At 51.1% G+C, this 24,802-nt stretch carries 24 protein-coding genes; 2 read left to right on the top strand and 22 right to left on the bottom strand.

Annotation, left to right across the window (positions count from 1 at the left end):
* Positions 1–421: 421 nt before the first annotated feature.
* On the bottom strand, positions 422–904 hold the full coding sequence (locus tag K5E40_RS35540; RefSeq protein WP_352231495.1) for a helix-turn-helix domain-containing protein: 483 nt from the start codon (positions 902–904) through the stop codon (positions 422–424).
* Positions 905–2,440: 1,536 nt separating this feature from the next.
* On the opposite strand from K5E40_RS35540, the gene K5E40_RS08265 reads away from it, so the two are divergent.
* Together K5E40_RS08265 and K5E40_RS08270 are read left to right on the top strand one after the other, a co-directional pair.
* Positions 2,441–3,511, top strand: coding sequence for a ParM/StbA family protein (locus tag K5E40_RS08265; RefSeq protein WP_011923011.1), 1,071 nt, complete (start codon positions 2,441–2,443; stop codon positions 3,509–3,511).
* On the top strand, positions 3,504–4,112 hold the full coding sequence (locus K5E40_RS08270; protein ID WP_078466101.1) for a hypothetical protein: 609 nt from the start codon (positions 3,504–3,506) through the stop codon (positions 4,110–4,112). Before K5E40_RS08265 ends, K5E40_RS08270 begins: the two co-directional genes overlap by 8 nt.
* Positions 4,113–4,368: 256 nt before the next feature.
* Here the strand turns inward: K5E40_RS08270 and K5E40_RS08275 are convergent, their stop codons facing one another.
* The 21 genes from K5E40_RS08275 to K5E40_RS08375 all read right to left on the bottom strand — a co-directional run bounded on the left by K5E40_RS08275 (position 4,369) and on the right by K5E40_RS08375 (position 24,768).
* Positions 4,369–4,812, bottom strand: coding sequence for a hypothetical protein (locus K5E40_RS08275; RefSeq protein ID WP_078466103.1), 444 nt, complete (start codon positions 4,810–4,812; stop codon positions 4,369–4,371).
* 42 nt (positions 4,813–4,854) lie between these two features.
* Positions 4,855–5,403 (bottom strand): hypothetical protein, encoded by a 549-nt coding sequence (locus tag K5E40_RS08280; RefSeq protein WP_078466104.1) that lies wholly within the window; start codon positions 5,401–5,403, stop codon positions 4,855–4,857.
* Positions 5,400–6,350 (bottom strand): hypothetical protein, encoded by a 951-nt coding sequence (locus K5E40_RS08285; protein ID WP_078466105.1) that lies wholly within the window; start codon positions 6,348–6,350, stop codon positions 5,400–5,402. Before K5E40_RS08285 ends, K5E40_RS08280 begins: the two co-directional genes overlap by 4 nt.
* 160 nt (positions 6,351–6,510) lie before the next feature.
* On the bottom strand, positions 6,511–8,541 hold the full coding sequence (locus K5E40_RS08290) for a hypothetical protein (RefSeq protein ID WP_221730331.1): 2,031 nt from the start codon (positions 8,539–8,541) through the stop codon (positions 6,511–6,513).
* The gene (locus K5E40_RS08295) at positions 8,541–9,938 is read right to left on the bottom strand and encodes a hypothetical protein (RefSeq protein WP_078466107.1); all 1,398 of its coding nucleotides are present in this window, start codon (positions 9,936–9,938) and stop codon (positions 8,541–8,543) included. The genes K5E40_RS08290 and K5E40_RS08295 overlap by 1 nt, the downstream gene beginning before the upstream one ends.
* 2 nt (positions 9,939–9,940) lie before the next feature.
* Positions 9,941–10,822, bottom strand: coding sequence for a conjugal transfer protein TraF (traF, locus tag K5E40_RS08300; protein ID WP_078466108.1), 882 nt, complete (start codon positions 10,820–10,822; stop codon positions 9,941–9,943).
* A 7-nt stretch (positions 10,823–10,829) separates the two neighbouring features.
* Positions 10,830–11,627 carry a sel1 repeat family protein gene (locus K5E40_RS08305; protein ID WP_221730332.1) on the bottom strand — a complete coding sequence of 266 codons (798 nt, stop codon included), beginning with the start codon at positions 11,625–11,627 and terminating at the stop codon, positions 10,830–10,832.
* A complete protein-coding gene (locus tag K5E40_RS08310) occupies positions 11,596–12,285 on the bottom strand; it encodes a transglycosylase SLT domain-containing protein (protein WP_311775943.1) in 690 nt (229 codons plus the stop codon). The genes K5E40_RS08305 and K5E40_RS08310 overlap by 32 nt, the downstream gene beginning before the upstream one ends.
* Positions 12,282–12,941 (bottom strand): hypothetical protein, encoded by a 660-nt coding sequence (locus tag K5E40_RS08315; RefSeq protein WP_221730333.1) that lies wholly within the window; start codon positions 12,939–12,941, stop codon positions 12,282–12,284. The genes K5E40_RS08310 and K5E40_RS08315 overlap by 4 nt, the downstream gene beginning before the upstream one ends.
* Positions 12,922–14,244, bottom strand: a complete 1,323-nt coding sequence (locus K5E40_RS08320; protein WP_221730334.1) for a hypothetical protein — start codon at positions 14,242–14,244, stop codon at positions 12,922–12,924. Before K5E40_RS08320 ends, K5E40_RS08315 begins: the two co-directional genes overlap by 20 nt.
* Entirely contained in the window at positions 14,241–14,618 is a 378-nt protein-coding gene (locus tag K5E40_RS08325; protein ID WP_078466112.1) for a hypothetical protein, read from the bottom strand. The genes K5E40_RS08320 and K5E40_RS08325 overlap by 4 nt, the downstream gene beginning before the upstream one ends.
* Positions 14,602–17,484 carry a VirB4 family type IV secretion system protein gene (locus K5E40_RS08330; protein WP_078466113.1) on the bottom strand — a complete coding sequence of 961 codons (2,883 nt, stop codon included), beginning with the start codon at positions 17,482–17,484 and terminating at the stop codon, positions 14,602–14,604. The genes K5E40_RS08325 and K5E40_RS08330 overlap by 17 nt, the downstream gene beginning before the upstream one ends.
* Positions 17,477–17,953: a hypothetical protein gene (locus K5E40_RS08335; protein ID WP_078466114.1), complete on the bottom strand. Its 477-nt coding sequence runs from the start codon at positions 17,951–17,953 to the stop codon at positions 17,477–17,479. Before K5E40_RS08335 ends, K5E40_RS08330 begins: the two co-directional genes overlap by 8 nt.
* Positions 17,941–18,264 (bottom strand): TraV family lipoprotein, encoded by a 324-nt coding sequence (locus tag K5E40_RS08340; protein WP_078466163.1) that lies wholly within the window; start codon positions 18,262–18,264, stop codon positions 17,941–17,943. The genes K5E40_RS08335 and K5E40_RS08340 overlap by 13 nt, the downstream gene beginning before the upstream one ends.
* Before the next feature lie 88 nt (positions 18,265–18,352).
* On the bottom strand, positions 18,353–19,933 hold the full coding sequence (locus K5E40_RS08345) for a conjugal transfer protein TraB (RefSeq protein WP_078466115.1): 1,581 nt from the start codon (positions 19,931–19,933) through the stop codon (positions 18,353–18,355).
* Positions 19,930–20,724 carry a hypothetical protein gene (locus K5E40_RS08350; protein WP_078466116.1) on the bottom strand — a complete coding sequence of 265 codons (795 nt, stop codon included), beginning with the start codon at positions 20,722–20,724 and terminating at the stop codon, positions 19,930–19,932. Before K5E40_RS08350 ends, K5E40_RS08345 begins: the two co-directional genes overlap by 4 nt.
* Positions 20,721–21,353, bottom strand: a complete 633-nt coding sequence (locus K5E40_RS08355; RefSeq protein WP_011922994.1) for a hypothetical protein — start codon at positions 21,351–21,353, stop codon at positions 20,721–20,723. The genes K5E40_RS08350 and K5E40_RS08355 overlap by 4 nt, the downstream gene beginning before the upstream one ends.
* 401 nt (positions 21,354–21,754) lie before the next feature.
* Complete coding sequence (locus K5E40_RS08360) at positions 21,755–22,084, bottom strand: hypothetical protein (protein WP_153045996.1); 330 nt, start codon at positions 22,082–22,084, stop codon at positions 21,755–21,757.
* Positions 22,085–22,142: 58 nt separating this feature from the next.
* Complete coding sequence (locus K5E40_RS08365; RefSeq protein ID WP_221730335.1) at positions 22,143–22,493, bottom strand: hypothetical protein; 351 nt, start codon at positions 22,491–22,493, stop codon at positions 22,143–22,145.
* Between the two features lie 91 nt (positions 22,494–22,584).
* Positions 22,585–22,926 carry a hypothetical protein gene (locus K5E40_RS08370; protein WP_011922991.1) on the bottom strand — a complete coding sequence of 114 codons (342 nt, stop codon included), beginning with the start codon at positions 22,924–22,926 and terminating at the stop codon, positions 22,585–22,587.
* Positions 22,927–22,965: 39 nt separating this feature from the next.
* Entirely contained in the window at positions 22,966–24,768 is a 1,803-nt protein-coding gene (locus tag K5E40_RS08375) for a type IV secretory system conjugative DNA transfer family protein (RefSeq protein WP_078466120.1), read from the bottom strand.
* Positions 24,769–24,802 lie beyond the last annotated feature (34 nt).

The raw sequence follows: 24,802 nt of genomic DNA on the forward strand, positions 1-24,802 counted from the left end.
TCGGTTGGCGAGCTAAGGTCATTCTTGGCTGATGCGATTTTCCATCGTGTAGAGCATCACTGACATCTTTTGTCTGCTGGGAACGGAGGAGTGCCGCAGGCCGGCTGGGTCTACCTTGGTACGTAAGGTCGTAAACGCGCTCAAGGGTATTCCAACGCCCGGCCCTACCCTGGCGGCAAAGAAAGCGTTTTGCCTCCCCTGTCTTCAGGGAGTTCAGGCAATGCACGATGCTCATGTCTTTACCGTTACAGCCCTTAGCAATGATCACGGGCTCTCCAGCGAGAAAAGCAGGGCTGTAACCACCAGTAGCAATGATGTGCACCCCATCGACCCAATCAGTTAAGACCCCTTGAGTGCGCCCCCCGCCTCTTATGGGATCGTTGTTCTCCAAACCTCTTGCTTGCAATCGAAGTGCTGCCGCCTAACAAGGGAACAAAATGACGGGCACGCCGTGAGTGCGACATATCTCAGTGATTACTGCTGCAGTTGGTAGGCCGGCAGCATTTGCGGGAAGCGCAATGGCATGAGGTTCGCTCTTCTCAATGAACGTAAGAAGCAGAGATAGGCATCCAGCTCGGCTCGTCGCGGCAAGCGGAATGCTAGCTGCCGTCTGACCGAGGATTCGGTGACCTGCCTGAACCTTAACCACGAGCTCCTGTAGAAGACTGCTTTGGATGTACCACACAGTTGCAGTCGTCAGAGTTCCGAGGCGGTAAGCATCAACAGAGGACCTAAGCCAATACCGCCGACCACCCCCTGTCTCTCCGTCATGTTCAAGAGTTTTTAGAGCAACCATGCGTTGGAGTGTGTTGCGGTGGATTCCGAGGATTGAGCTGACCTCAGACCCCCTCAGCTGATCAGTTGGTTGTGGAGCGTGGTGCTTTTGGCTAGAGCGTTTTGGCATTCAAGAACTCATTTTCGAACATTTGTGATAACCCGTTGAAATAGAATCGGATTTATCAGAATCGCAGAAGGGCCCGTATTATTACATTAGACGGGGATTTAACTAATTTCCCGCCTACTCTATGTTGTCGGATGCAGCCGGCCGGGAGCACCATCGGCATATCCGTAATGTGCATTCCGACACTAAATGAGTCCAAAAACAACCGGAATTGACTAATGGATTTCGTATGGTGCTTTTGAGGTGCGTTGCTGGGCAATAAGGGGATAATTGTCGTGTGCCAGTGGGTTTTAGTCAGGCGTTACGAGGGCGTATGACGTTTGCGTTCGAATGCTTATACCTATGTGATTGGGGCATCAGTGGGCAGTCAGTAGTGTTGCTTAGGTGTGTCAGAAGGTGCTGCCGGGCTTTGGAGGTGCGCTACGAGTGCCTAAAGGGATTTTGCAGTGCTCTCTAAGACACCGTATTGGTCGTAAACAGCAATAACCACAGTTTTGAGGTTGATCTGTGCGTAGAAATGTTCGTGATGTTGAGCTGGCAGGTCCGTTCCTTCAAAAGCTCGCCGAGATGACAGAGAGGCGAGAGCACCTCTTGATGGGGATCGTCGACCAGATGGCTTTTGTCCAAACTACACTTCAGCAACTTGCTGACAAGGTTAGGTCCTACGAAGGAGGCTGGGCACAGAGACGCTCTCAGGATGGCTGGTCATTAATGTGGATGTGGCGAGCAAGCGAGAAGGTTGGGCGGGTTTCGTGTGTAGAGGTGTACCTGTCGAAGGGAACAAAGAAAGATGGCGATTTCCACCGCGTTTCATTGAGGACAGTGGAGGCACGTCTTGCTCACATGACTCCGATCCTCGGTGCCAAAAGGACTAAATCGTTTTCCAGAGACCTTGAATTGTTCCTCAATGCAGCGAGGCGAGCGGTACGTTGGGTGAATGCATTTCCTGGTAATGATCTCGGGATCCTTGTTCCGAAATCAAAGGCTTCCGGGCTAGATGAGTGGATCTCGGCATTGGCAGTGTCCTGCGAGACCCGAAGCGCTAAGGCTGCCGGTTTGATCGAGAAGTACCTTGAGTTGGATAGTGAATTAAATCAGCTAGCTTTTGAGTTCAATGAAGCGCGACAACCGGTAAGATTCAGGTCGATCATTTGCAGGCGTGAATGCCCTGCTCTCGATCCGCTGTCCCCTGCGGAGCCGCGATACAGGGTGGTTGAATACTTCGACCGCCGGACAGGTAAGCGAAGTAGCCGAGATGTCAGCAGCTACAAGCAAAGGCTAAACCAGCAGAAGGTACGAGAGCGTCTTGCGCTCTCACTGGGTCGCCCTCCAACTGAGGCCGATTTGTCTGCTGTCATATCAACTAGACCAAGCCGAAAGCCAACGCCATGGCTGACAGCCGAGCTGATTTCTCACTGTCATCTAGGCAAGCATTCGGGAAGCATCAACAGACACCAAAAAAATATGGTGGCGATTCTGGAAGAGTGGGGCTCGTTGAGAGTCCTTATCCGAGCGCTACTCTGAGTAGAAGGAAAAATAATGTCTCATTCTATCGAACAGCTGATTGCGATCGACCTTGGTAACGGCACCACCAGTTACATCGCAGGTGCTGGCGAAATTCGAGGGTCTTTTGCGTCACTTGTTGCACCTGCTCAATCGAACCAAGGCCTGGGTGGTGGCTTCACCCGTGAGTCTTTCAAGACAAAGTTCGGATCTTTCTACATCGGCGATGACTGCCGGGAAGATGGTGCTGCCCCCCGTAGCACTGACTCGAGCTATTACAGTTCAGAAAGCATTAAGGTTCTGTTCCTCAAGGTCTTGAAAGAGGTTGGTCAGAAAAATCCGATCATCGTGACGGGGCTGCCGACTGAGTTTTTCAAGCTTCGCCGCAACGAGTTTGCCTCCGATCTCAAAAAATGGGCTATCGAAGAAGGTTACCAACCAGCAAGCGTCAATGTGCTACCACAATACGTTGGCCCATGGTTCGACCCTGAACTGTTGGATCCGGAAGGGAAAGTCATTGATCCCCGTGTTGTGATGGAGGGGAAACTTGGAATTATTGATATCGGCCAGGGCACCACAGATGCCGGACAATTCGTCGACGGCAAGGTGAGTTCTGACGATAAGCTACGTTGGGGTGAATCTAGCGGGGTTTCTGACATCCACAAGAAACTGTTTACACAGCTAAAGCAGGTGGATGCACTAAATACTATCCTGCCGGCAAAGTCCCGACTGCCTAAGGATTTCTCTCTCGACGCTCAGACTACTGAGTACACGATGGATACCTGGCTGAGGAAAGGCTTCATCCCGTGGCGCGGATCCAGGATCGATATTGATCCCATCAGCCTACCTGCACGGCAAGAGTTCGCAGATGACGTGGTCGTACGGTGTATCAACACCGTCTGGGGGAAGACTGACTTCATGGCCGGTATGGTGGTGGCTGGTGGTGGTGCAATTGTTCTGGGGAGGAAACTCCTCCAAACGTATATCAACACGGTGATCTACATGGCCAAGGATCCTGAGAACTCGATCGTGCGTGGCTATCATCGTTTTTACGTAACGCAGAACTTCAAGGAGCAGGCCCGGATGAAGGTAGCTCAGCGTGGCTGAGACCCAGAGCGTTGTGATCCGGGAAAGGCTTTATCCAGAGATGCATGAAGCCCTTGTCGAGGTCCTAGCAAAATACCCCCGACAAGCTGGTAATCAGGTTGTGCTGGCTATGTCAGAAGCGTGCTTGAGCTTTTGCCCCATTTCTGAGGCCGACTACAACGTAGCCGACGGCGGTGAATTTCAGAACGTAAAATTTACACTGTCGGCAGAGAAGTATCCGAAGTTATATGCGTTGTATCGGGCACTTCCGAGGGGGGTCAAGGGGCAAGCGATCATCAACTTACTGAACCGTCATCAACTATTTAGGCAAGCTGATCCGGGTAAGGTTAACGATGCTCTGAATGAGGCGCTGCTCGGTAGAAAGGTCACAGACGGATCATCGACCGACCTGGCCAACACGAAGATGGGTGTAAGTGCAGAAATCGAAAGGGAGGTTGTGGCGAGACCAGTTGCTATGGTCGTGTCCAGCGTAGATCAGGCCAGCATTGAACCTGCTCCGGGCAACTTCACAACTGGAACGAAGCCACCGGTTGAAGCGTTGGTAATTCAGGTGGAAGTGGATGATCCATTGGCTGATTTGCCACCTATGGATTTCTCCTAGATAACCCATACGTCCAGCAGCCCTTCGTCCAGGAGGGCTGCAACTCTCACCTCGCCATCCCAACGAACGAAACAATCAAGAACACGGGCCAACTGTCGCGGTGTACCGTCGCATGTGAGAAGTGGTGGTAATGCTTGAGTATGGGGGAGAACCTTGACCGCCTCCTGGGTGACCGATAAAACGGTCACGCCCTCTACAAAGTTGTTGAGCAGGGTGGTCACCATAGTGTGAATTGGAGCTGCTGCAGTAGACATCATCAAAACCCTTCCACCCAAAATAGACCTTCAGTTGCATAGATTCGAACATTCGGACGCCGAGATCTGAACCAGGTCAGCGCATAGTTGAGAAAGCCTGGATTATCAGCTTCGATAGGGGGGTCTATGTTGGGGATACGGTCAACCAGGCTGTAGTTAACGTGAGCCACACCCTGAGATTCGGACAGAACGAGATCAAGAGAAACGCCTGTATGCTCGGGAAGGCTCAGTGCGAGATCTGAAAGCCAGAGATTGAAGTCCAGCTGCGACAGCGACCCGAATACACCGACCTTCGCCTGTGAAGCCGAGCGCGCGAGAAAGATATTCGCACTTGGGAGCCAGTTAGGCAGCAGATGGTTGACATCGAATGCGTCCGCCTCCTGAAGATAGCCGACATCAACGTTATAGGTTTGCATCTCTTTCTTGCTCCGAATCTGGATCAACATATTTTGATTTCTAGGTGGTGGCACGGTCTGGATCGGGGCAAATTAGGCAGATCGAACTAGAGCTTTACGGTATACCTTCATGCTCGACATCCAACCAGCTGTCACATACTCAATAGGCGGAACGCTCAGCCCAGCGCCTGCTGCCTCATGGAATCCAGCATCGAAATTCGAGATAAACGGAATTTCGAAAATCCCGTTTGCAGCTAGTTGCTCACGGACCGCCACTGCGTCAGCAGCTGAAAGACTTGGCAGCAAGTCGATAGCCTGGATCACAACATCTTCGCCCTCTGAGACAGGTATGTGTGGTACGAAGGGGGCTGTGGCCGAGACCAATTCGAAATCTCGGTACGCGCGTTTAACTTCACCCTGGATGCGCGCTACAAAGGTCAGACGTTCAAGCACGGCACCTATTGTGATTGTCCATGGAAAAGGATTCACTAACTCGTCAGCGGTGGAAACTAGTTGAACGCCGAATGGGACCAGACCCAGCTCTGGTCCAGATTCGTCACAGCGAATCAAATTCCCAAGTGAGTCTAGGCAGTAAGAGGGATACACATTGTCATTAACCGTGAAAATCACTGCGCCTATCATTTCGAGTTCATAATCTCTTGGAAGGTTTCTAGGACCTTGCCCACGCCGGTCTCGATGTAGTGCTGTCCATAGTAGCCTTGGGTTGGTGGTCGTGCTGAGTCCGCTTTCTCACTGACGGCCACCTTGGCGTAAGGCCCACCAACATCAGCAACAATGGCAGCCTGAACGCGCTGAACCGTGGCCGCGTCATTTTTTTGAGGAAGCCAGGCACGTGTAACAACACCTTCAGGATTCACTAGGAAGACCATAGTAGGCCAGATGTCATAAAAGGGACTTTTTTCGTCTTCCATCCCGCCCCACGAATCGATAACAAACTTGCGGCCTACAGCCGTGTCGCCTTCCCCAAGGTTCAGGTATGGCTTGATCCAGTCCTTGTAGCCCAAGCGCTCACCTCCAGACAGGCGGGATACAGGCGAGACAAAGTAATTGTCCACGCACATACGAAAAGCTTTTTCACAGGGCTCGTTGTTCCAGGTCAACCAAAAACCTCTGTATGCATCGTTGCTCTGCATCAGGGATTGCGGGAGACCATCGTAGCCCAGGAAGTTGAGCTCAACGTCTACGTGATTTTCCTTGAGCCACTTGCTCACCCCACCGATAAAAAAGCTTTCCTTCTTAGACCGCTCGGCTGCCGAATCTGCTCGAGCAAACCCATGTTGCAGCATGCTCAAATCATTTTTCGGCGCCTTGTAGTCCGAATACACGTTGGAAGCGACCCACAGTGACCAACCCTTCGGCTTCCAATTGGCTTTCTCGAAAAACCAAGCTTGTCCGGATTGAGCGTTGGAATCCTGTACGCTCTTCAAACCGAAGGTCGAGCCTGGCAACCGGAATTCTGGTTGGTCGACGACGCTTCCGCCGATCCATTTCGTGGAGGTCGGATTCGATGAGTCCCCGCAACCTGCGATCGCCACTGCAATCAGTGCCACAACCATTAATTTTTTCATAATTCATCTCCGTGATCTGGACACGAACTGTTTTAACAGGTCAGCCCAGGATTCCAAGTCTCAGCGCAGGTTTAATGGGATGGGATTATGAAGGGCTTCCTTGATCAGTACCAAACGTGAACGGCTCGGGCAAAGAAAAGCCCGCTCGCGCGGGCTTTGATTAGGGCTTGTTTGGCCCCTTTGGAGTATCTGGACCCGGTGGGGTCGGGGGCGGCAACGCGGGGAGATTAGGTTTTGGAGGCGGTGAGCTTGGCTTAGCGAGCCTTTTGCTGGCTTGGGAGGCTGATCCAGCAGAAGCTTTCGGGAGCGATTGGACAATATTTGTAGCTCGGTAAGCCCCAGTTGTTGCGCCTGCTGCACCGTTAGCTGCCGAACCTGCTCCCGAGACAACTCGCCCGAGGGCGCCAGCAAGCTTGGCCGGTCCACCAACGAGACTCAATGCAGCACTGCCGAGTTTGACTGCTGCACCAATCACAGCACCACCGGTTGCGGCCATTCCAGAAGCTGCGCCGGCTGGGTTAAATCCTGAAAGACCTTTGACATCATCCCAAATCAGCATTTTAGCAATAACTATCTCTACAGCAGTCAAAGCCATGAAGATAATATATTGTGCAGAGCCTGCTGAAATGAGCAGGGGATAGTTCTCATAAATGTTGCCCGAAGTTAGCCCTGTCATCAGCTCCCCATTCATTGCAAGCAATGTAGCAGCCATTGTTAAACAAAGGTTGTTGACGAATGGGATCATGAAAGCAAAGCTAAGAATTTTAACAAAGCTAATCAGAATGCTCGGATTAACAAAAACAGCAAATACACATATCACCGGGAAGAGCACAACCATCATCCCTGCGAGCATGGCGCAGCCATTGATCATTGCAGGTACCTTGAAGGTAAGCATCCATTCTTTAAATGCTTTGCCGACGTCCTGGATCTTGGTCATTATGCTGTCAGCTGCATCGCTGATCCCCCAGTTCATGTCCTGACCATTACGGCGTTCAGAGCCAATAATAGGAAGCGAACTATCTGAAAACTTATCTCGCTGCTCAATCATATTGTTTATGTTTTTGATCATGAGGGTCTGGGCTTCAGTCTGATCTCTCATATATGAGGATCTTTGAGCCATTGGAACCTCTTCTCTGATTGCATCAGTCCAATTCTGAACGGCCTTTGTCACCATGCCATACATTTGGAGGCAGTTTTTAGGGTAAAACCTAACTTCTTGTCCCGCGGCGACCGATGAGCCCTCAGTTAGCTGTGGGTTGCTATACATTGAGCTATCGGCATTGTCAGTAGTTTTATCGAACTCCGAGGCGCCTTCATTTGCTTTGGATGGGAAATACTGTCTTACCCAATACTCTTTTGAAGGTAAAAGATAGCCCCCGGGTTTGACATTATTGCCTCGGAACGGATTCTGATCTTCAGGTATATTGAGTAGTGCGGTTCTGCCGGCGTCCACCTTATCGGCTACCTCGCTGTCTGCGAAATACCTTCTCCATGAATTGATTGATAACCCAAGGCCAAGAACGTTCATCGGCGATGCACTTCCAACCCTGTTGCCAGCCTCCATTTCTTCATACTGCTCCTTGCTAAGTTGACTAACTTCAACAGGGTTTATCATTGTTGAACCGTAGAGACCAACTGATTGTCCTACGAGCCGGGTATCTGGGGTGCTACCAGCCGTAGCAGACAGCGCACCTTGACATTTATCTATATAGTCTTGGTACATATCCTTTACTGGGCTATTGGCGAATTTCTTGAGTGTCCCCTCGTTTGTCACATGATAAGCATTTTCAAATGCCAGGCTCATTGCCGTTTCTTTATTTACATTATCCAGAGCTGATTTGAAAAGCTGATAAATATTGCCAATAATTGAAACTGACCAGCCAGCACCCGCCGATAGTCCTACGCTTCCACCAGCGGGCCCAATTTTATAGTTACCTGGCTGCAGGAGCATGGCAACCAAAAGTACAACACCTATAGCGCTCGCAGCTGTCTTGAGCTTATCTGCAGGTGCTTTCAGGGTCAAAATACTTACCCAGGCAAGTCCTCCCCACAGACAGAGGTTCATCGCCGCCACAGTGAAGGACTGGTTATAAGCCTGCCACATGTTGATGTAATGACTAACAAGATCGCCAAAATTGGAATTGACGATCTGTAGGTAGTCAAAATTTTCAATATCAGTCGAGTCTGACATTAGTTCGTTACCTGTTGGACACTCGCGAATACTTTGTTGCGTTCTTGATCGTGTTTGATTCTTGCCTGAAGGGCGATGTATTGTTGGCGAAGGCCCGCAACAGAGGTTTTAGTGCGGCTGATAACCTCATCACTCAGGATTACGTTATCAGGTTGATTGGCGATACCGCTTGAAACGCCAATTTCAATCTTGGAAATTACGTCGTCCAGCTCTTTCATCATTCCGAGCGTTGATAATTGGCGCTCTGTTGAAATGAACATGGCCGGGCTCGATCTGGCTAGGTTTCGCATGTATTGATGTTCGTTCTCGCTGACAACGATGTCAGCTCGAGAGATCAGATCTTTATATGCCTGTGTATTTTTGAAGGATGCGGCATCTGCAGAGTAAACAGCTTTGTACAGGTCCATGTATTCAGTGGTCAGGGTTTTCGAAAGGTTCTCAATGTTTTCAGTGCGCGGGGTTACCGAGGCAGCATCATTGTTGAAACCATACGAAGGTACGAGGCCACCATATTTCTTGATGTCATCACAACCAAGTTCCGATGCCGCGAGCACCAGGCCGGCGCTACCATCTTGTGGGTCATTGCTGCATGATTTACCGCTAACAGAAGCTTTAACTGAGCCAGTGCCGCCGGTTCCTGTTCCAGACCCAGTGCCAGCGCCTTTATTTGTTCCGCCCGAGACAGAGGAATTCCAACCAACCAGCCCGCCAGTAGCGCTCGACACCTTTCCCATCATTGCGTTGGCGCGATCGGAGGTTTTCTGCTTGAACTCCCCCATTTGGTTGAGAAGAGATCCGGTTAAACCCTCACCTGCCATGCATTTTGAGCTTTTATAGCCCTCGTCCACAGTACAGTCGGCTTCAGCTAGGGTTTGCTTTTTCTCGTCATATGCCTTGTCGGCCAGAGACCGTACGCCCGAGCAGGTCATGTTTGAGAGGTCCAAGCCAAACTGACCAACGCTATTAAGCTGGTCGATCACAGACTTGATGGTCGGCTGGCTGTAGGCTAAATACATGATGGCAAGCGCCGGAGCATTTTGGATGAACTGTTCAACCATCTCCTGGTACTGGCCCAGTTGACCATCTAGTACAGTGCTAAGATTGAGCCCATTACAACCCACGCCAACTTCAGTAGCGCCGTAGCCATTTACCACTGAAGTCCGCTGGTCTTGGAATGGGGTGAAGGTATCGAAGGAAAAGCTGCCTCCTTTGTTCGCGTCGTTCACCGCGCTCCCTTTCACGGATTCACCAAACAGGCCTGTAACGTCGTCCATGCGGCGTGTCCAGGGAGAGTCCGACCCGTCAGCCCCAAAATCAATTGACGCTGCGAAAGTATTTGTTGACATCACAGCAGAGACTGTCAGCGCGAGGATCGATTTGATATAGCGTGATTTCATTTTCATGCGCCTTTCTTCTCTGGCTGGATATATGTCATAGCCTGAAAGTGATCTTCAAGCTGGCGAAGTGTTCTGTTACCGACAATACTTTTGCGTCTGTTGACCTTAGTATTGTCGATCCATGAAATTGGCCATGAGGTCACTCCCAGCTTTTGCAAACTAATACGTTCTTCGCGAGAAAGTACGCGACCAGACAATCCTCGTTGAGTTACATGCTTTGTGAAGGCATCACGATCACCGTCAAGTTGAAATATCTTTATTTTAAGCTTTGGATATTTTTGTTGGACAGTGGAAAGGATTTGTAGCTGTTTTTCACAGACAGGGCAGGTTGACTCTACGAACACAGACATACTCACGTTGTCGGTATCTATGTATTTTACTTCCTTAGCCTTCTCAGTAGCAGCATCAAGTCCTTTAATGTTTTTCAGGTCTCCGTTTTGCCACATTGCCATTTTGTAGAGTTCGGCGGACTTGTGGTACTCACCCCAGGTTTTATCCATATAAGAGACAAGCTCTGATGCCGCCTCTGGGGTTTGGTTGAGCTGAAGGTTGATTACGGCGCTTGGCGTTCCCGGTTGAAAGTTAAACTCCACACCATTTTTGCCAATCATTCGCATAGGCGCTTGTGGGTTCTTCTTCGCGTTCCGGTTCAACTCAGAGCAATTTTTCATCCAGTCCATATTCTGGCAGTCGAGAATATTTGGAAGCTTGTCGATTTCAGCGTTCTGACGATCATCGTTGTACTTGTCAACTTTTGCCATCGCTACTGCGATAGCGTTTGACAACGCTTCATTTGGACTTGATGCGTCGGAAAGTACGAAAGGTGCATTGGAGACAAAACATCCAACCAGAAAGGCGAGAGAGATCTTAATTGAAGTTTTCATACTTTCCTTACCTAAGAACAGCAGACAGTTCGGTGATTACAGACTGAGCATTGCTCAATATTTTTGGTTGTCCCTTTTGAGGGACTAGCACGATAGCTGGAGTTGAGCGGACACCATATTTCAGTGCTTCAGAGCCGTTCATATCAGGTCGGAATCCGGTCAACGGAAGATTTCCTGCTGCTGGAGTAAAAACACGTCGAGGATTCCAGTTAGCTTGATCAATTAATACATAATATTGAAAGTCAACCTTTTCCCCAAATCGGGCTTTAGCATCGTTTGATATCTTCACTAACTCTGCAACATTGCTTGCATTTTCGGTGATGAACATCTTTATGGTTGCAACCGGTTCAACCAATCGTTGGTCGCCAACAAACCGACCGATTTGTGACTGCATGCGCGCGTATGCTTGTTTTGCGCCCTCAATATCTTTCGGTACTGGAACACCGCTTGCACCGCCAATTGTTGGTGTTTGACCACGCTGGCCAAGCATTCCCTGGACCTGAGATAGCATTGCAGCACTACCCTTATGTCCTCGATCAGCTGCAGCTTTAAAAAAAGTAGCTGCTCGCTCCAGATTATTCGGATATTCGGGAGATCTCAGCATTAGATCACCAAGGTGATACATGGCAATAATGTTGCCTTTCTTGGCCTCAGGAAAAAGGATGTCCCATGCTTTCTGTTTTTCGCCTTTTAGAATAGCCATGATGCCTTCGCCGACTCTTTGGTCGGTAGTGGGCTCAATAACGCTGGCCATTACATTGGTTGAAATGAAGCTAGCGAGCAGCAGCCATAGATACGGTCGCAAGACGTTTCTCCTCGTTGTACTTTGGTATGAAATATTCGAGATATTTCTTGCGGTAAACCGGGGTTGCTGAGTGGTAATAGCCAACGGCCTCGATCTCGTTCTTGTGCTTCTTTTTAAGTTCTGCAATACGAGTCGCTGCGAATTCAAGGTTGTAATGCGGATCAAACCATGTCTGAACAGTCGCAATTCCTTGACCGTTCCAACGGTAATTAACTTGAGCAATCCCTATATCTGTATTTATTAGTCTTAGTGCTCGAACCCGCACCTCTCCTTTGTTGACCACTTTGCTGTCATCTACCCGCAAAATCAGTCGACCTGAATCTCGAATGCTTTTCGCATAAGAATTCGCACTAGCCTGAGAGGTGAAGAACCGGCGGAACCGCTCTCCTTTCAAGGAGATGGCTTTGACCATCCAAGGTGCTTTGGTTAGTGACCAGAGCACTCTTACCGCGGTTTTTTTATCTTGGTAGCGGAAAGGTTCTCCATCAGCGTTGAAAGTCCATGGGTTTTTGTTTGACTCATGCGCTGCTATCGCACGCAGCACGATTGGATCAACGCCGTGGTTTCGAGCTGCACGATCAATCATCGAGTCATAAGGTGAGCAGATTGCATTAGCAGCGTTAAGTGCCAGTGCAAGCGCGACAATGGATCGAATCACACCCGTACTCCGTCGATGGTATGGAAACTGTGTTTCTGCAACCAAGCGATGGTTCTGGCGCGCTCCGGAAAGCTTCGATCAAGACGCCTGAAAAGGGGAGGATGGGGGTCTTCAGGGCTTGTACCCAATTGCTCGTGGAGCATTTCGTGATGGGTCACATATTTGACAACGCACCTGGGGGCATCATGACCTAAGGACTTACTCAAGCCTTGATGAATCAGGATGACCTTCTGGCCATCAATCACTTCCGTACTTCCGGCTGGTACGAACAGAGTGTCGGTGCTAACGCGGTTGATGCGTCGGGCAATTTTGTCCCAGTCAGCTACACGTAGCTTTTGAAGGACCTTGATGTAGAGCTTGGATGCTTCTTCATGATTTATAGCAACGAACGGCTCAAGCGCGCTCTTGGCAGCTACATAGTCCTGCTTTACGAACAGAACTACTGCGGCCTCCAGGGCACATATCTGGGCCTGAGTTAGATCGCCTGGATGTAGCTTGGGTTCGTCTGCCTCGCTTGCGCTGGGAATTCCCCAGCGCACGGGGACATGGTTAGGTGCACGGAAATGACACTCTGAGACCTCAGCAGCTAGTCGCGCCAAAAACAGCTCGTCAGCGCTGCTGATCTGCTCATGAATGTTAAATCGACGGGCACCCATTTGGAGAACTCCAGAACTTATGGACTACTTGGCCATCCGAGTTCTGCAAATCGAGACGATCACCGGTGATTGCAACGCGATATCCATCGAGGAAATCGCCTTGGCCCACCATATTCTCCGCGCCGGCATCGACTACGAACGCATGAGCTACGCACGTGGTGCAATTACGCGCTGGTGGTGCTACTGCTTTCACGCAGAGTTTTGGTCTCGAGACAACCTTCGCCACTGGCGGTACAGCCTTGGTGGGCGATCGTTGTGCAACGCGGGCCGAGTGCTTAGGGTTGTGAGCTACAGCAGGTTTGGCTTGGGCAGGCTTGATGTTGCTACCTGGTTTCTTTGCCAATTGATCTTTGAGGGACTTGATTTCATTGTCCTTCTGAGCAAGCTGAGCTTTCATCTTCGTCACATCAGCCGCGTCTTTCTGCAGACTCGGTTTCTGACTACTATCCGGGTTTTGGAGTGAAGTGCTACCCAAAACAGGGTCATGTTTTTCAGCTGAAAGTGAGGCTGGTTTAGGGGGTGTTTCTCCCCCCACAGGCATCTCACCAAATGGTGAGCCCGAACCAGCAGTGATTGGTTCCGGCGCTACCTCTGGAGCAGCGGCGAATGGGCTGTTTGCTCCGCCTGGTAAAGGAAGCTGTTCCTTCGGCTGTGAGGCTGTTGCTCCAATTTCAAGAGGTGGTGGCTCATTGGCTAGCTGGGCAGGAAAGCCAAAACCGTCAGCAGGTATTGACCCTGAATCTTGCGCTGAAACAGTCTTGCCGCTAGCAACCAACGGCTTCTGCAATTGTCCGTCCAGCTGCAATTCGTCCAGTGTTTTTCCAATCGCCGGATCAACAACTGCTTGCTCGCCAAGTGCGGTAGGTAACCCGGCAGTCAAACCACCATCATGCATTTGTGGCAGCGATGGCTTGTCTTCATGCGCACTCGCATCGGCCGTGGACGGATGTGTTTCTGGAGGTGATTGATGAGTCGCAACCGGTGTGAAAATACCGTTTTTAGCCATAACACCAAGGGCGACAACCACGGCCCCAAGCACGAGCTTTTTCTTTAACGACATCTTCTTTGGATCTGGCTTTGCTGGTACAGCCTGGTCCTGTGGGTCAATGAGGAGCGGATCGTTGTAATCGTCGATGTGCGGGCGTGGGGCGTCCTGAGATTCAATGACCTCAACGTTATCAGCGTCTGCGTCGGTGCCTGCGTCTCGTCGAGGCTTCTTCGTGCTTGCCGCAATAGTTGCTGCACCGCTTTTGATCTTGCCGATCAGATCGCCGAGACCGCCTGGTTTGTTTTGTTCACTCATTTTTCTGATCCGAGCAGGGGAAGGTAAGTAGGCGCCTCTTCGGAGAAGCGGCCTGGGGCAATTTGTACGCATTCTTCGTGTTCGGGTGACAACATCCCATTGACGACACGTGCGGGGATTTTCACTCCGCATTGAACTAGTGGGGCATCCCAAGTGAAGCGCTCGCGAGCCCGCATCTTTCCTTTCATGTCCGTTAGTACCTGGCTCACTCCTTCGGAGTAAGCGCGGCGCTCGAGTTCAGTATTCGGTGCGTACATTTCTTTGACTGGCTTGGTTTCGGTGTCAACGATCGTTTCGCGAGGTTCGTATTTATCAGTGCACCCAGCCGTGACGGCGATGCATAGAAGGGCGGCAGCCTTAAACAACTTGGCCATAACGTGCTCCGTATGGGTGAGTTTTTGATAGGTCGATGATTGCTTGCTGGCGGGCGACCGACGATTCAATTCTTTGCTCGTTTACGATTGCTTCAGTCCTAAGCTCTCGCATCCGGTAATCATCAGGGTGCGAGCTTGCAATCCACAAAGTCATCGGGGCTGAAAAGAGTCTAAATACACCTGAGTAATAGAGGCTCTGGCTGGTCCGCATCCTGTAGAACACCTCTGAATACATCGGAGGCAGCGAGGCTAGAGAGCGCCACAGATCGATTTCTTCGTCGGTGAATGCGAGTTCTTCTTTGGCAACTCTGTAGTCAGACTCCGAGCAGGCAAGGAAAAAGTAATGACTTGTGTTCTCGAGAATTCCGTCTTGCGAGTCGCCACCACCGCTCGTCTCTGCTTTGATCAGGTTCACAAAGTCTTTAACCGTCTGGCTTATCAGCAAGCAACCAGCACCATAACGGCGCAACTCACGATAAAAACTGGACAAGGCTTTTGCGGCGTTCGGATCGGACAGTGTTGCCCAGGCCTCATCGACAGCAACCACCTTTTTACGGCTGCGATCGAGCTTGAACTTGCAGTACAAGTCGATTTGGCGGAATAGAGCCAATGTCACAATGCCAAGCGCAGGGGACTTCGACATGCGCTGTGTTTCAAGTACCGTAAAGTCGTTTTCCCAATCAACATCCAAGTAGCCATCGAAAATGGCGGCGAACGGACCAGTGCCGTAGTACAGCGTCAGGTTCTGTGCGAGAACCTCACCTTTCTGCTCATGGAAATTTGTCTTGATCAGGTGAGGGATGAAGTCCCTGAAGCGCGGCTCATCCATAGGCCGCGTCTCAACCCAGTCACGATAAAACTCCTCAAGTGCTTGGTATAGGAGAGATGAAGTCACCTTGGTTAGATTGGACTTGGTGGACCCTGAGCCGTCCCCGGCCTCCATCATCATGATCAGCATCCGTGCGACGAAGAAAATCTCGTCAAGCTCGGGCTTCACATTGCGATTATTCTCATCACGCTTGAGGGCAAATGGATTAATACAGATTGGGTCAATTGTGCGGCCGGAGACGGGCTCAACAAACCGCTCGGTCGTGAGGCGGACGTAATTACCATTCAACACCAGACAAAGGCTTTCGTACGAATCACCTTTGTCAATGATCCAGACCTTCGGTCTGTATTTCACCCTCAGGGCCATCAACAAATTGTTGAAAGTAAATGACTTACCTGAGCCTGTGGTCCCGCAGATCAACGAGTGAGCTGTGTTGACGCTGTTACCCCAAAGGTCCAAGAAGATCGGCTGACCAGCACGATTGTTCATCAGGATCGCAGGGTCGGGTACTCCTTGGTACTCAACAAACATTGGGGCCATGTGCGAAACGCTCTCCGTCAGGTGAGGAATGCTTCGCTTCAGCAGTTTCATGCTGGTCTGGCGGAAATTAAATGGCATGCTGTTACGGACCACAGCATCCCCACGCAATACTTCTTTGTGACCGATACGCCACAGCCGACGCTCAAGCGACATGGCTTGGTCGTCAATGATCTCTTTGTTGAATCCCATCAGATTGATGTGAACAGACAGGTCGAAAAACTGCTCCCGGTTGCTCGCGTTCTCTGAGGACACCTTGCTCCTTACAGCATCAAGGTCGCTACGCTGCCGTTCACGGGTTTCTTTGTCCCCTACGCGCATCGACTCCTTAGCCGCGATCATTCGACCGCGGATAGCTAGCCGGCTGGTCACGACAACAGCGCGTGGAACGCTCCAGTTCATTGTGATTAGACTTTCGGATTCAATCCCAGCCATGGCTACCTGGAGCATGCCAGGTGCGCTGCGAATCGGCTTGCCCATAACGGACACAGGACGGATGTAGTACGGGACGCCGCGGTCGTGAATTGTCCAGCCGTTAGGCTCCGTTTCTACATGCGCAAAGGTAGCTGTCGCAGCAAGGTTATCCCGGGTTTCAACGATGTCTGGATTATCCAGCGCATCAAGTATTGGTATGTCAGCCCTGTACTTCGGTGGCTCGATTTCAAAGCTCCGGACAGGGTTCATCAGCCCATAGTGAAGGTTGATGTAGCCTTGACCAGTCAAAACCTCAGGTTGGAAGCCATAGGTAGCCAGTGCTTGTTCGATCTCAGTGCAATACTGACCAAAAATCTTAGCGTGCCCGTTATAGGCACGCTCAGCCATTTTGTTTGCGTCTGCTAGCCCTACCGAAGCTAGCGCTGCTTTGACGGTAGTGTCAAAAAACTTCCCGAAAATGTATTCAGGCTGCCACATGAACACGATGTAGAAATCGTTTACGAAGGGGAAGCGGCCTTCCCGTACCTCGCGCTTGATTGCTTCAGACGCAGTTGCCCGGACATCTTCATCAGTCTCGTCCTGCTCAAGATCCGCAAGAGCATCGTCCTGCATCTTTTTCAGAGTGGCCGCAGTGGCATCGCCGAAGAATCCATTGGCCGATGTCGCAGCCGAAAACTGCCGGTCCATTATGGAGTGGGCGATTGCGGCGGCGAACTCACCGGCTTCAGGGTCAATCTGATCTTGATAGAGCCCCATGATCTGGCGGATGTCGCGATGTGTATGTCGCAGAAACTGCCCGGTGCTTCCCGCTGGATACTTGTTCAGAACGTCCGAGAAACTGCCGGTCACATCAAACAACATGTCGTTGTTGAACATGGACGCATCCACACCGGAAATCTTCCAAATCTTTGCGAACCGACCATCCAGCGTATGGAAATAGCGACCTTGCTGCTCGTATAGGAAGGCATCGGACAGCAGTTGAATTGGCATGCCGCCTTGATAGTTGCGACGACCCAGGCCAGCTAGCTCAGAGTCGTATAGGTGCAGATCAGACTTTTTAGCCATTCGTTGATACCTTCTGTGTTGCAGTAATCAGTCGCGATTCGGGGTAAACAGTGATGCGTGCTGAACTGACCCGGGAAACGTATTCAGCAATGTCACGAAGCGAATTCGGTGATGTGTTGATCAGCACGATTTCGTTCTGGTTTATCGCCGGGTCAAATTCCGTTTCATAACCACTTGCGGCCGAGGCCAAGTTAAGAATTTCACCTAGAGTCAGATTTTGTTTTTTGAAGATCTGAGGCCAAGGAATTTGATCCGGTGGGGGTAGCGGCCGGGTGTCAACTTCGTTGGGTTTCGTAAAGATTCTTCGATAAAGATCAACGTCGGGTTGGCGAACGGTGAGGTCCTGGCCTCTCCCTAGGATCTGCTTCTCGTAATACTCACGAATGGCATCTTTGTGGTATTGCGTGATCCCTTCGGCTTGAGCAATTGGGGCAAGTAAAAACAGTAGGCTCAGGATTAGTTTGCCCATCCCGCTTCCTCCATGATCACGTAGTCCCAGCGACCGCCATGCTTCACGCCTGTGCGCTTGTCGGCATATGGCACTACCCATACAGGTGCAACGACATCTGGATTTCGGATTGGATAGTAGGGATCGCTTGAACCAAGTTCAGGCCTGGCGCGCAACCCTTCACGCAGCAACCGGACAGTGTCAGCGCCACCAGAGGAGTTAACCGTGTCGTAGATCTGATCCATGGTTGCACTGTTCCGGAACGGTTCTTCATCAGTTGCGCAGCCGGTGAGGGCCATTGCCAAGAAGGAAAGAAGAATCAGCTTCTGCATGGTCTTTGGCTCACTCTTGTCACGTACGAGATTTGCACGCCGTGTAGCTGGAAGGCGGATTTGGATTGAAGTCATAGTGCTGGCCGCCTTAGATCAGGGTGTCGTACATCGAGGCGTCGATGTCGAATGGTTCGAGGGGTTTCACAACACGGATTGGCTGGTCAGTCACAAAGCGCAGTCTGATGCCCGGCTCGACTTGAATGGTGTCGACAGCAGCATCTGCTTCAGCTTCAAATCGCTCGCTGATCTTCTGGAACATCGAACCAATACCCTGGGCAACTGCTGCTTTTGTTGCGTCGCCTGTCAGTTGGCTCGTAGCACTCGAAGTGCCGTTTTGTGTAGAGCTGGTGTTGGTGAATTCCGCTGAACTCAAAGTTGTTGCATAAGCGGCTGCGGCTGCGGATGCGGCTTGCAGAGCCAGGGTTCGACCTGAAGCTTTGTCGAGCCGTCCATACACGTCTTGTTCGTTGTCCCGCATGTCTACGACGTACCCAGTTGCCGCTACCATCTGCGCTCCGCCCGAAGCATCCCAGTAGCTCAATTGCTCAATGCGGATAAGTGCTCGGCCAGTAGAAGACGAAGAGGTTCTCCGGCCCGAGCAAAGACCCATAAGGTGGGCAGTACCAATGTCGCGCTCTACGCCATTCGGTCCGTGAAATATCCCGTGAACTGGAAGAACAACTGGGCGGGCTGGGATCTTTGAAGAGTCTGAAGCGCCCGGGGCGTTAGCGCCGATAGGGCAGCTGACGCCGTGCAAAGTTGTGACCTCAACAAAGGAAAAAGCCTCGACGGTGTAGGTATCTTGAGCTTTCTTCTTCGCGGCAGCCTCTTCCGCAGTTAACCCGGCTGGCTGAGCAGCAGGTTGGCCTGAGCTTTGAAACGCTTGGTTGTTCTGCTGGGCAGTGTTGGGTTTGCCATATACGTCATTGAACTGAGCGTTCAGGTTTTCGTTGTTGGTCTGTCCTGTTTGGTTGCTTGGGGTCGGCGCAGACATGTCATTGAAAAGGGATGTTTCTGACTGCGTGCCTGGGCCACCACCACTCTTACCCTGGAAGCTCGATTGAGTCTGCGCCTGAGTTTGAACTGGCGGGGCAAGCAGAATGTAGTTAGGACCGTATTGGCTTGTTACCGGTGTTGTCATTGTCGACGGCAGTGCGGCAGGACCCAAATCAAGGTCTCCGTCGAACGATAAGCCACCCGATGGAACTTTTAGACCCTGAACACCCGGCATGTCAGGAATCGTATTTGTGGTTTTGTCCTTTGCATTAATAGCGGCGTACAGGTCGTCAACGCCTTTCTTTTGAAGGTCGGCGATCTTCTCGCTCAACGCCCTCGTTTGGGCATTGTTTTGCTGTTGCATCTCACGCAATTGCTGATCGCGGACTTTATCCGCTTTGATCCGCTCAGCTTCCCCGCGATTAGCGTCGGCTTGCATGGCCTCAAGTTGCTTGCGGAACTGTGTGAGTGCCGCATCTTTGTCTTGGGCAGTGATTTGATTGACGCCTGCAGGGCCCGCCTCAATTGCTACCGGCGTCGACTTACCAGTAACAGGCGCAGTGCTTGAACTGTCCGACCACTTGCCGAAGAGGAACATGGCGCCACCAACGGCAGCGAAGATCCAAAGAAGCTTTTTGTTAGGTCCTGATGGTCTCGGATTCGAATCACTCATTTGCTCTTCTCCGATACGATGAAGAGCAATCCACGATGTGAATCACCGTAGACTTCAGATATATATTCGGGGGATGGACCTAAAATGTGAGAAGTCGGTAGCATCGCTACCTGGCGAGCCGTTCCGATTGAGTCCACCACTGCCTTGTTTGAGTAGTCGATCTGGTCGATTGCAAGCTTGAATGCAGTGCGGCCACGATTAACCACCTCGTAGGTGGTGCCGACATATGTTGGTCCGATAACTTGGGATTGGAGTGAAAACTCGACAGAACCCTGGCGGAAAACAACACGTTGCTCTTTAGTGAGCTTTGAAAAGTTATTTTTACGGTACCCATTTGGAACTGTTCCATCGAACAGGTAGTTCATTAGTCCCTTGACGCGACCTTTACCATCCTTTGCCAGCTGGGAGCGATCAACTGGTGCTTGATGCGAAATCGTCACCAAGCTATCTGCGCAGCCAGGGCGGGCTATCAAATTGACTTGATAGGATTGACCAGAAGGACCATCTACAGTTACTAGGCCAACGTATTGCCCGTCTGTAGTATTGAAGGCTAATTTGTTTTTTATCGGCGTTGGGAACAGCTCAAGGCCAACAGGTTGTTCACGGTTCACACCCAAAAGATATGTTTCGGGAAAAACTACCTCGGCCCGTTGGTTGTCGTTCGAAATATAAACATCAATTGGTGAATTTTCATAAATAACTGAACGTGGGGAACGGTTGCATTCCTCATCAGCAAAAACGGGTGAAGCAAAGGCTACGGCAACCATCGCAGCCAGAATTGTTTTTTTCACTGAGCAATCTCCTGAGTTTGCAGATCGTCAGCGACGATGGCCCACTCGAAGTATTTCGACTGTTTGACAGGTTTCATCAGAATTCGGACGTTGAACTTGGCCTTGCCGAAGACAGTATTTAGCGTCGCGCGGTAGCGCAGCGCCTGGAAGGTCACAATATAACCTTGGGGTGTAGTTTCAATTTTATACGGCGAAGTTCGAACAAAAACCTGGGTAATCTGTTGCTCAGATGATTGCTTTGCAACCAACTTAAGAGTCTCTTCCTGAACAGCGCGGAACCGAGGCGACATTAGACGCAAGGCTTCATTTGCATTGCTAAACGAAGAGTCCGGCGTGAAGTTATAAAAATTGTCAAGAAAGACAGAAGTAAAAGCGATGATGTGCCGCTCAGGAACTTCATTTTCGCTTACGAATACACCCTCTGCGTTCGGGTATCCGTACATGACCCGCTGGCCCTGTAGTTCAACGTTCACATCCTGAAGATGATTGTTCCAGTTAATAAGGTACACAATGACCCCTGTCAGGATCACAGTGACTGCAATGAATGCAACGTTGATTCTGCTTGCCCTCAACTCACCCCGACCGAGCAGGTTGAAGTATCCAAGCGGTACGCCGTATTTGTCGCTCATTCTTAAGGCTCGTATCGGTTGCAATAGGTAGGGGAGGGGAGCAGGCCAACCTCTAACCAAAGGTTGGTTAGGAATCTGTTGAGTGCCCGAGCAACCTTTCTGACAGCTGGGTACATCGTCGCCAGGTCGCCGCTTTCAAGTTGACCCATAACAATGCTCAGTCGCAAAACCATGTGACCTGGAGGTGTATTTGCAGTAAGCCGTTTGTAGAGCCACAAACAGAAGCAACCCACAGCAAACGCATAAAAGGGGTCGTCCATGATGTTGTTCGCGATCGCCATCGGGATCATCCAAAACAAGAGGTCCTCTTTCTCTACTCCGCCAAAATTCAGCGGGGAAGTTGCGTACGCGTAAGTGTCGCTTTCTGTTGTGGTTCTAAGGTGCATGGCTTATCTCGTTACCTAGGTCGTAGCGAAGTTGGTGAAACCAGCCCATGTAGCTACTTGGGTGATCGCTTTTTCGCCGAATAGGCAAATGAGGAACACGCAGACAGGGATCCACCACCACTTACCACCAAGGAAAAAGATGGAGAACAATAGGCAGCCGATTGAGAGCCACAGCCCCCACCCTGCTGCGGATTTCCACCAGCCTTGAAGGCTGGTGTTCGTGTTTTTTGTCAGGGACGCATCTGGGCCAAATTGACCGTTCCAGGCTGTACCGTCGGCTGCATGAGCCATCTCAGGTATCAGAAATAGAGCAGCAACAGCGAGCAGCAGAAACAAGCTGGCCATGAACCGCCTCATTTCCTCCATGCGTACGTTATGGGTGATTCCAGTGACGGTCATCGTCTCAATCTCCGAGTCGAGGTGGGGTAGTAAAGAACTGCCCATCAGGTGTTAGCTCCTGATACCGAAGGCGTTTCTTCTCCGGGCGCAGGACAACGTTGATGGTTTCTTCCACGGGCCTGACCTGGCTCAACATTCGAACCAGATCCAGTCCAGGAAGGGGGTGGGAGGCCTCGGCTTTTTTCAGTTCATCTTGAGCAAGGCGCAGTGCCTGAGCAGCGCTCGCGAGGTGCTCAATTGCGATCTGATACTTCGGATCGCGCTGGTCGATGACGTATGAATCGCCCGCATACTCAGAAGCCACAGCGTTAAACGCAGAGACTGAAATGCAGATGGCTAGAAAGACGGCTTTCATGAGGGTTCTCCTTTCACTAAATAGTGGAAAGGGAGTGCCCCATTTCGGGATGTTTTCCAAAAAAAAACCCGGATTGCCCGGGTTTTTTCAATCAGTCGCGACGTGTACGGCCGGCAAGGGCAATGATCCAGCGGCGAGAACGGTGAAACATCGCTAGCAGGAGTCTGCCGAAGAATTTGAAGAGGTCGGCTGTGAGCAACGTCAGGACGTTCTGTACAAAGGTGAACACCATGCGGAAAACACCACTCACAACCAGGCTTGTCACTCCTCGTGTCGCCGGGAAGGCAAGACCCAGCCCGATAATGAACAGCACAATTCCGATGTAGCCCCAGATCCCTGCGCGCTGGATGTGGAATTCCATAAGGTTCAAGACCCACTCTACAATCCCCTCCAGGCTGTAGTCCCAGTTCTTGATCCGTTCAAGCCATGTCATAGAAACCCCCTTAAAAGATTCTGCATGCGAAATGTTTTGTCAGACGTCGCCCAGAAGCCTGCGGTTGAAATCGGTAAAGTCTTTCCAGGCATTGATGCCTGCCCGCCCGCGGGAATGTCGTCGCGTCAGTTTCATATCTCGGAAATGTACGTTCGGGAAACTGCTGCGGACCATTGGCATTCGAACCCTGTAGGTACCAGATTTTGCGATGATAATTCCGTCGCCCTGGTCGAGGGTTTGGAAGTCATCAGGCTGAAGTAGGTCTTCACGGGTCGCCTTAGCACCTACACTGGAACTCGCTCCCGTGTTTTCATTTGAGATGAGGCCTGACTGCTCTGTGCTATGGCTGGCACCGGAGCTAGTGGCGGAAGTCTCCTGCTCAAATTTCCTGAGGGTTGTGCCGGCAAGTTTGCAAGCGAAGGCTCTTGTTTCAGCATCCCTGATGTCGCAGTAGACGTGAGTCCAACAGTTACCCAGCACCATCTCCACGAATGGTGCAGATTTTTGCTGAAGGAAGCCGACACCCTGGAAAGCAATGATGATTGGTACGTTTGCACTTCGAGCAAGCTGGAAAAGGGTGATCTGACCTTCCTCCGCGAACGAACCATATTCGTCAAAGATCGCTGGGCAGATCATTAAAGGTTTCAGCTTAAGAAGCTGGATCTCACCGATAGCACGGGCCAGGTCGGAGATGAATAGCTTGCCCATCAGCTCAACACCGTCTTTGTCGGCGAGAGCCGACATGGACAGCACAACCACCTCGCCATTGAGGATGGCGTCTTTCAGGTCAACATCAGGGCTATAGGTGTTAACAATGCGTGAGTATTCTGAATGCGCGAAGGCAGAAAGTTTTGAGATAGCGCCCTGCAGCATGGTCTTGAAGCTTTTACGATTCCACTCCTGTTTTTCTTCGTCGTACCAGTAGCGGAGGTAGGAAAATAGGAACTCTTTCCCGTCCTTGTGAGCATCTGAGTCAGACTCTCGAATCGATTTCACGTATCGCAGGAGGATATTGAAATCAGAGAGGACTGCGATTAGATCCTTAATGTGGAATGCAGGCTCACCAGGTTGAAGCTTCATGCATAGGATTGCTGCAGACAGTGAGTAGCGGTTTACGTCAGTCCAGAACTCCTCTTTTGACGCGGCTTGCATCTTCATCGCTGTCGATAGGGTGGCGCGAACGCCGCCGGCGAAGAATGGGTTGTAAGTGTGGCTGATCTCTGGGAACTCGAAGGATATGAGCTTGAACTGGTCCAGCCTGCCAGCGGCTTCCATCATTGCGTAGATTGCACCCGACAAATCAGAATCAGCCTTGGCCTCGACCAGCAGTAGGCCTGCCCCTTTTTTGATTTGTTGTTGGGCGATTGCGAGGATGAGTTCGGTCTTCCCGGTCCCGGTCGCGGCGAGCAGCGCCATATGCCTTGTCATGATGTCGTCTGACAGCATGAAGGGGATCATTCCGGGGTATGCCTCGATTAGCGACTGACGCACATCGTCGGCGCTTGCGATACCCTTCGCGTTTGAGACCGCATCTACACGTTCCTTCCATTCCACCCATGGCATGGTTTTGCCTAAGAAGGTTGAGCGCTGGAAGTCGCAATCGGGTATGTCAGTCTGTGTGTAGCTACGGTCCCAAACCAACGGAGTCACTGCCTCCTTGTCCTTCCGATCAAGGTACAGAGTCCATACAGCACAGCCCACAGCAATGCCGATTGCGAGTGGCAGAGGCACAAAAGGGATTGCAGCTCCTACAAGCGGGAGACTCAACGCAACATTGCGGGCCTGCTGTGTTTTCAGCTTCGCCCGTTCCTGTGCCTCGAGTCGTGCAGATCTGATCGCCATGTACTGTTATCCCGCGTGCTGGAGTGTGAATTGT

Source organism: Pseudomonas baetica (assembly GCF_019733355.1).
GTDB lineage: Bacteria > Pseudomonadota > Gammaproteobacteria > Pseudomonadales > Pseudomonadaceae > Aquipseudomonas > Aquipseudomonas baetica_A.

Coding starts and splice junctions, on each gene's coding strand:
- K5E40_RS35540 (WP_352231495.1), bottom strand. CDS start 904: ATGCCAAAACGCTCTAGCCAAAAGCACCACGCTCCACAACCAACTGAT.
- K5E40_RS08265 (WP_011923011.1), top strand. CDS start 2,441: ATGTCTCATTCTATCGAACAGCTGATTGCGATCGACCTTGGTAACGGC.
- K5E40_RS08275 (WP_078466103.1), bottom strand. CDS start 4,812: ATGTTGATCCAGATTCGGAGCAAGAAAGAGATGCAAACCTATAACGTT.
- K5E40_RS08280 (WP_078466104.1), bottom strand. CDS start 5,403: ATGATAGGCGCAGTGATTTTCACGGTTAATGACAATGTGTATCCCTCT.
- K5E40_RS08285 (WP_078466105.1), bottom strand. CDS start 6,350: ATGAAAAAATTAATGGTTGTGGCACTGATTGCAGTGGCGATCGCAGGT.
- K5E40_RS08290 (WP_221730331.1), bottom strand. CDS start 8,541: ATGTCAGACTCGACTGATATTGAAAATTTTGACTACCTACAGATCGTC.
- K5E40_RS08295 (WP_078466107.1), bottom strand. CDS start 9,938: ATGAAATCACGCTATATCAAATCGATCCTCGCGCTGACAGTCTCTGCT.
- traF (WP_078466108.1), bottom strand. CDS start 10,822: ATGAAAACTTCAATTAAGATCTCTCTCGCCTTTCTGGTTGGATGTTTT.
- K5E40_RS08315 (WP_221730333.1), bottom strand. CDS start 12,941: ATGGGTGCCCGTCGATTTAACATTCATGAGCAGATCAGCAGCGCTGAC.
- K5E40_RS08320 (WP_221730334.1), bottom strand. CDS start 14,244: ATGAGTGAACAAAACAAACCAGGCGGTCTCGGCGATCTGATCGGCAAG.
- K5E40_RS08325 (WP_078466112.1), bottom strand. CDS start 14,618: ATGGCCAAGTTGTTTAAGGCTGCCGCCCTTCTATGCATCGCCGTCACG.
- K5E40_RS08330 (WP_078466113.1), bottom strand. CDS start 17,484: ATGGCTAAAAAGTCTGATCTGCACCTATACGACTCTGAGCTAGCTGGC.
- K5E40_RS08335 (WP_078466114.1), bottom strand. CDS start 17,953: ATGGGCAAACTAATCCTGAGCCTACTGTTTTTACTTGCCCCAATTGCT.
- K5E40_RS08340 (WP_078466163.1), bottom strand. CDS start 18,264: ATGCAGAAGCTGATTCTTCTTTCCTTCTTGGCAATGGCCCTCACCGGC.
- K5E40_RS08345 (WP_078466115.1), bottom strand. CDS start 19,933: ATGAGTGATTCGAATCCGAGACCATCAGGACCTAACAAAAAGCTTCTT.
- K5E40_RS08355 (WP_011922994.1), bottom strand. CDS start 21,353: ATGAGCGACAAATACGGCGTACCGCTTGGATACTTCAACCTGCTCGGT.
- K5E40_RS08360 (WP_153045996.1), bottom strand. CDS start 22,084: ATGGCCAGCTTGTTTCTGCTGCTCGCTGTTGCTGCTCTATTTCTGATA.
- K5E40_RS08365 (WP_221730335.1), bottom strand. CDS start 22,493: ATGAAAGCCGTCTTTCTAGCCATCTGCATTTCAGTCTCTGCGTTTAAC.
- K5E40_RS08370 (WP_011922991.1), bottom strand. CDS start 22,926: ATGACATGGCTTGAACGGATCAAGAACTGGGACTACAGCCTGGAGGGG.
- K5E40_RS08375 (WP_078466120.1), bottom strand. CDS start 24,768: ATGGCGATCAGATCTGCACGACTCGAGGCACAGGAACGGGCGAAGCTG.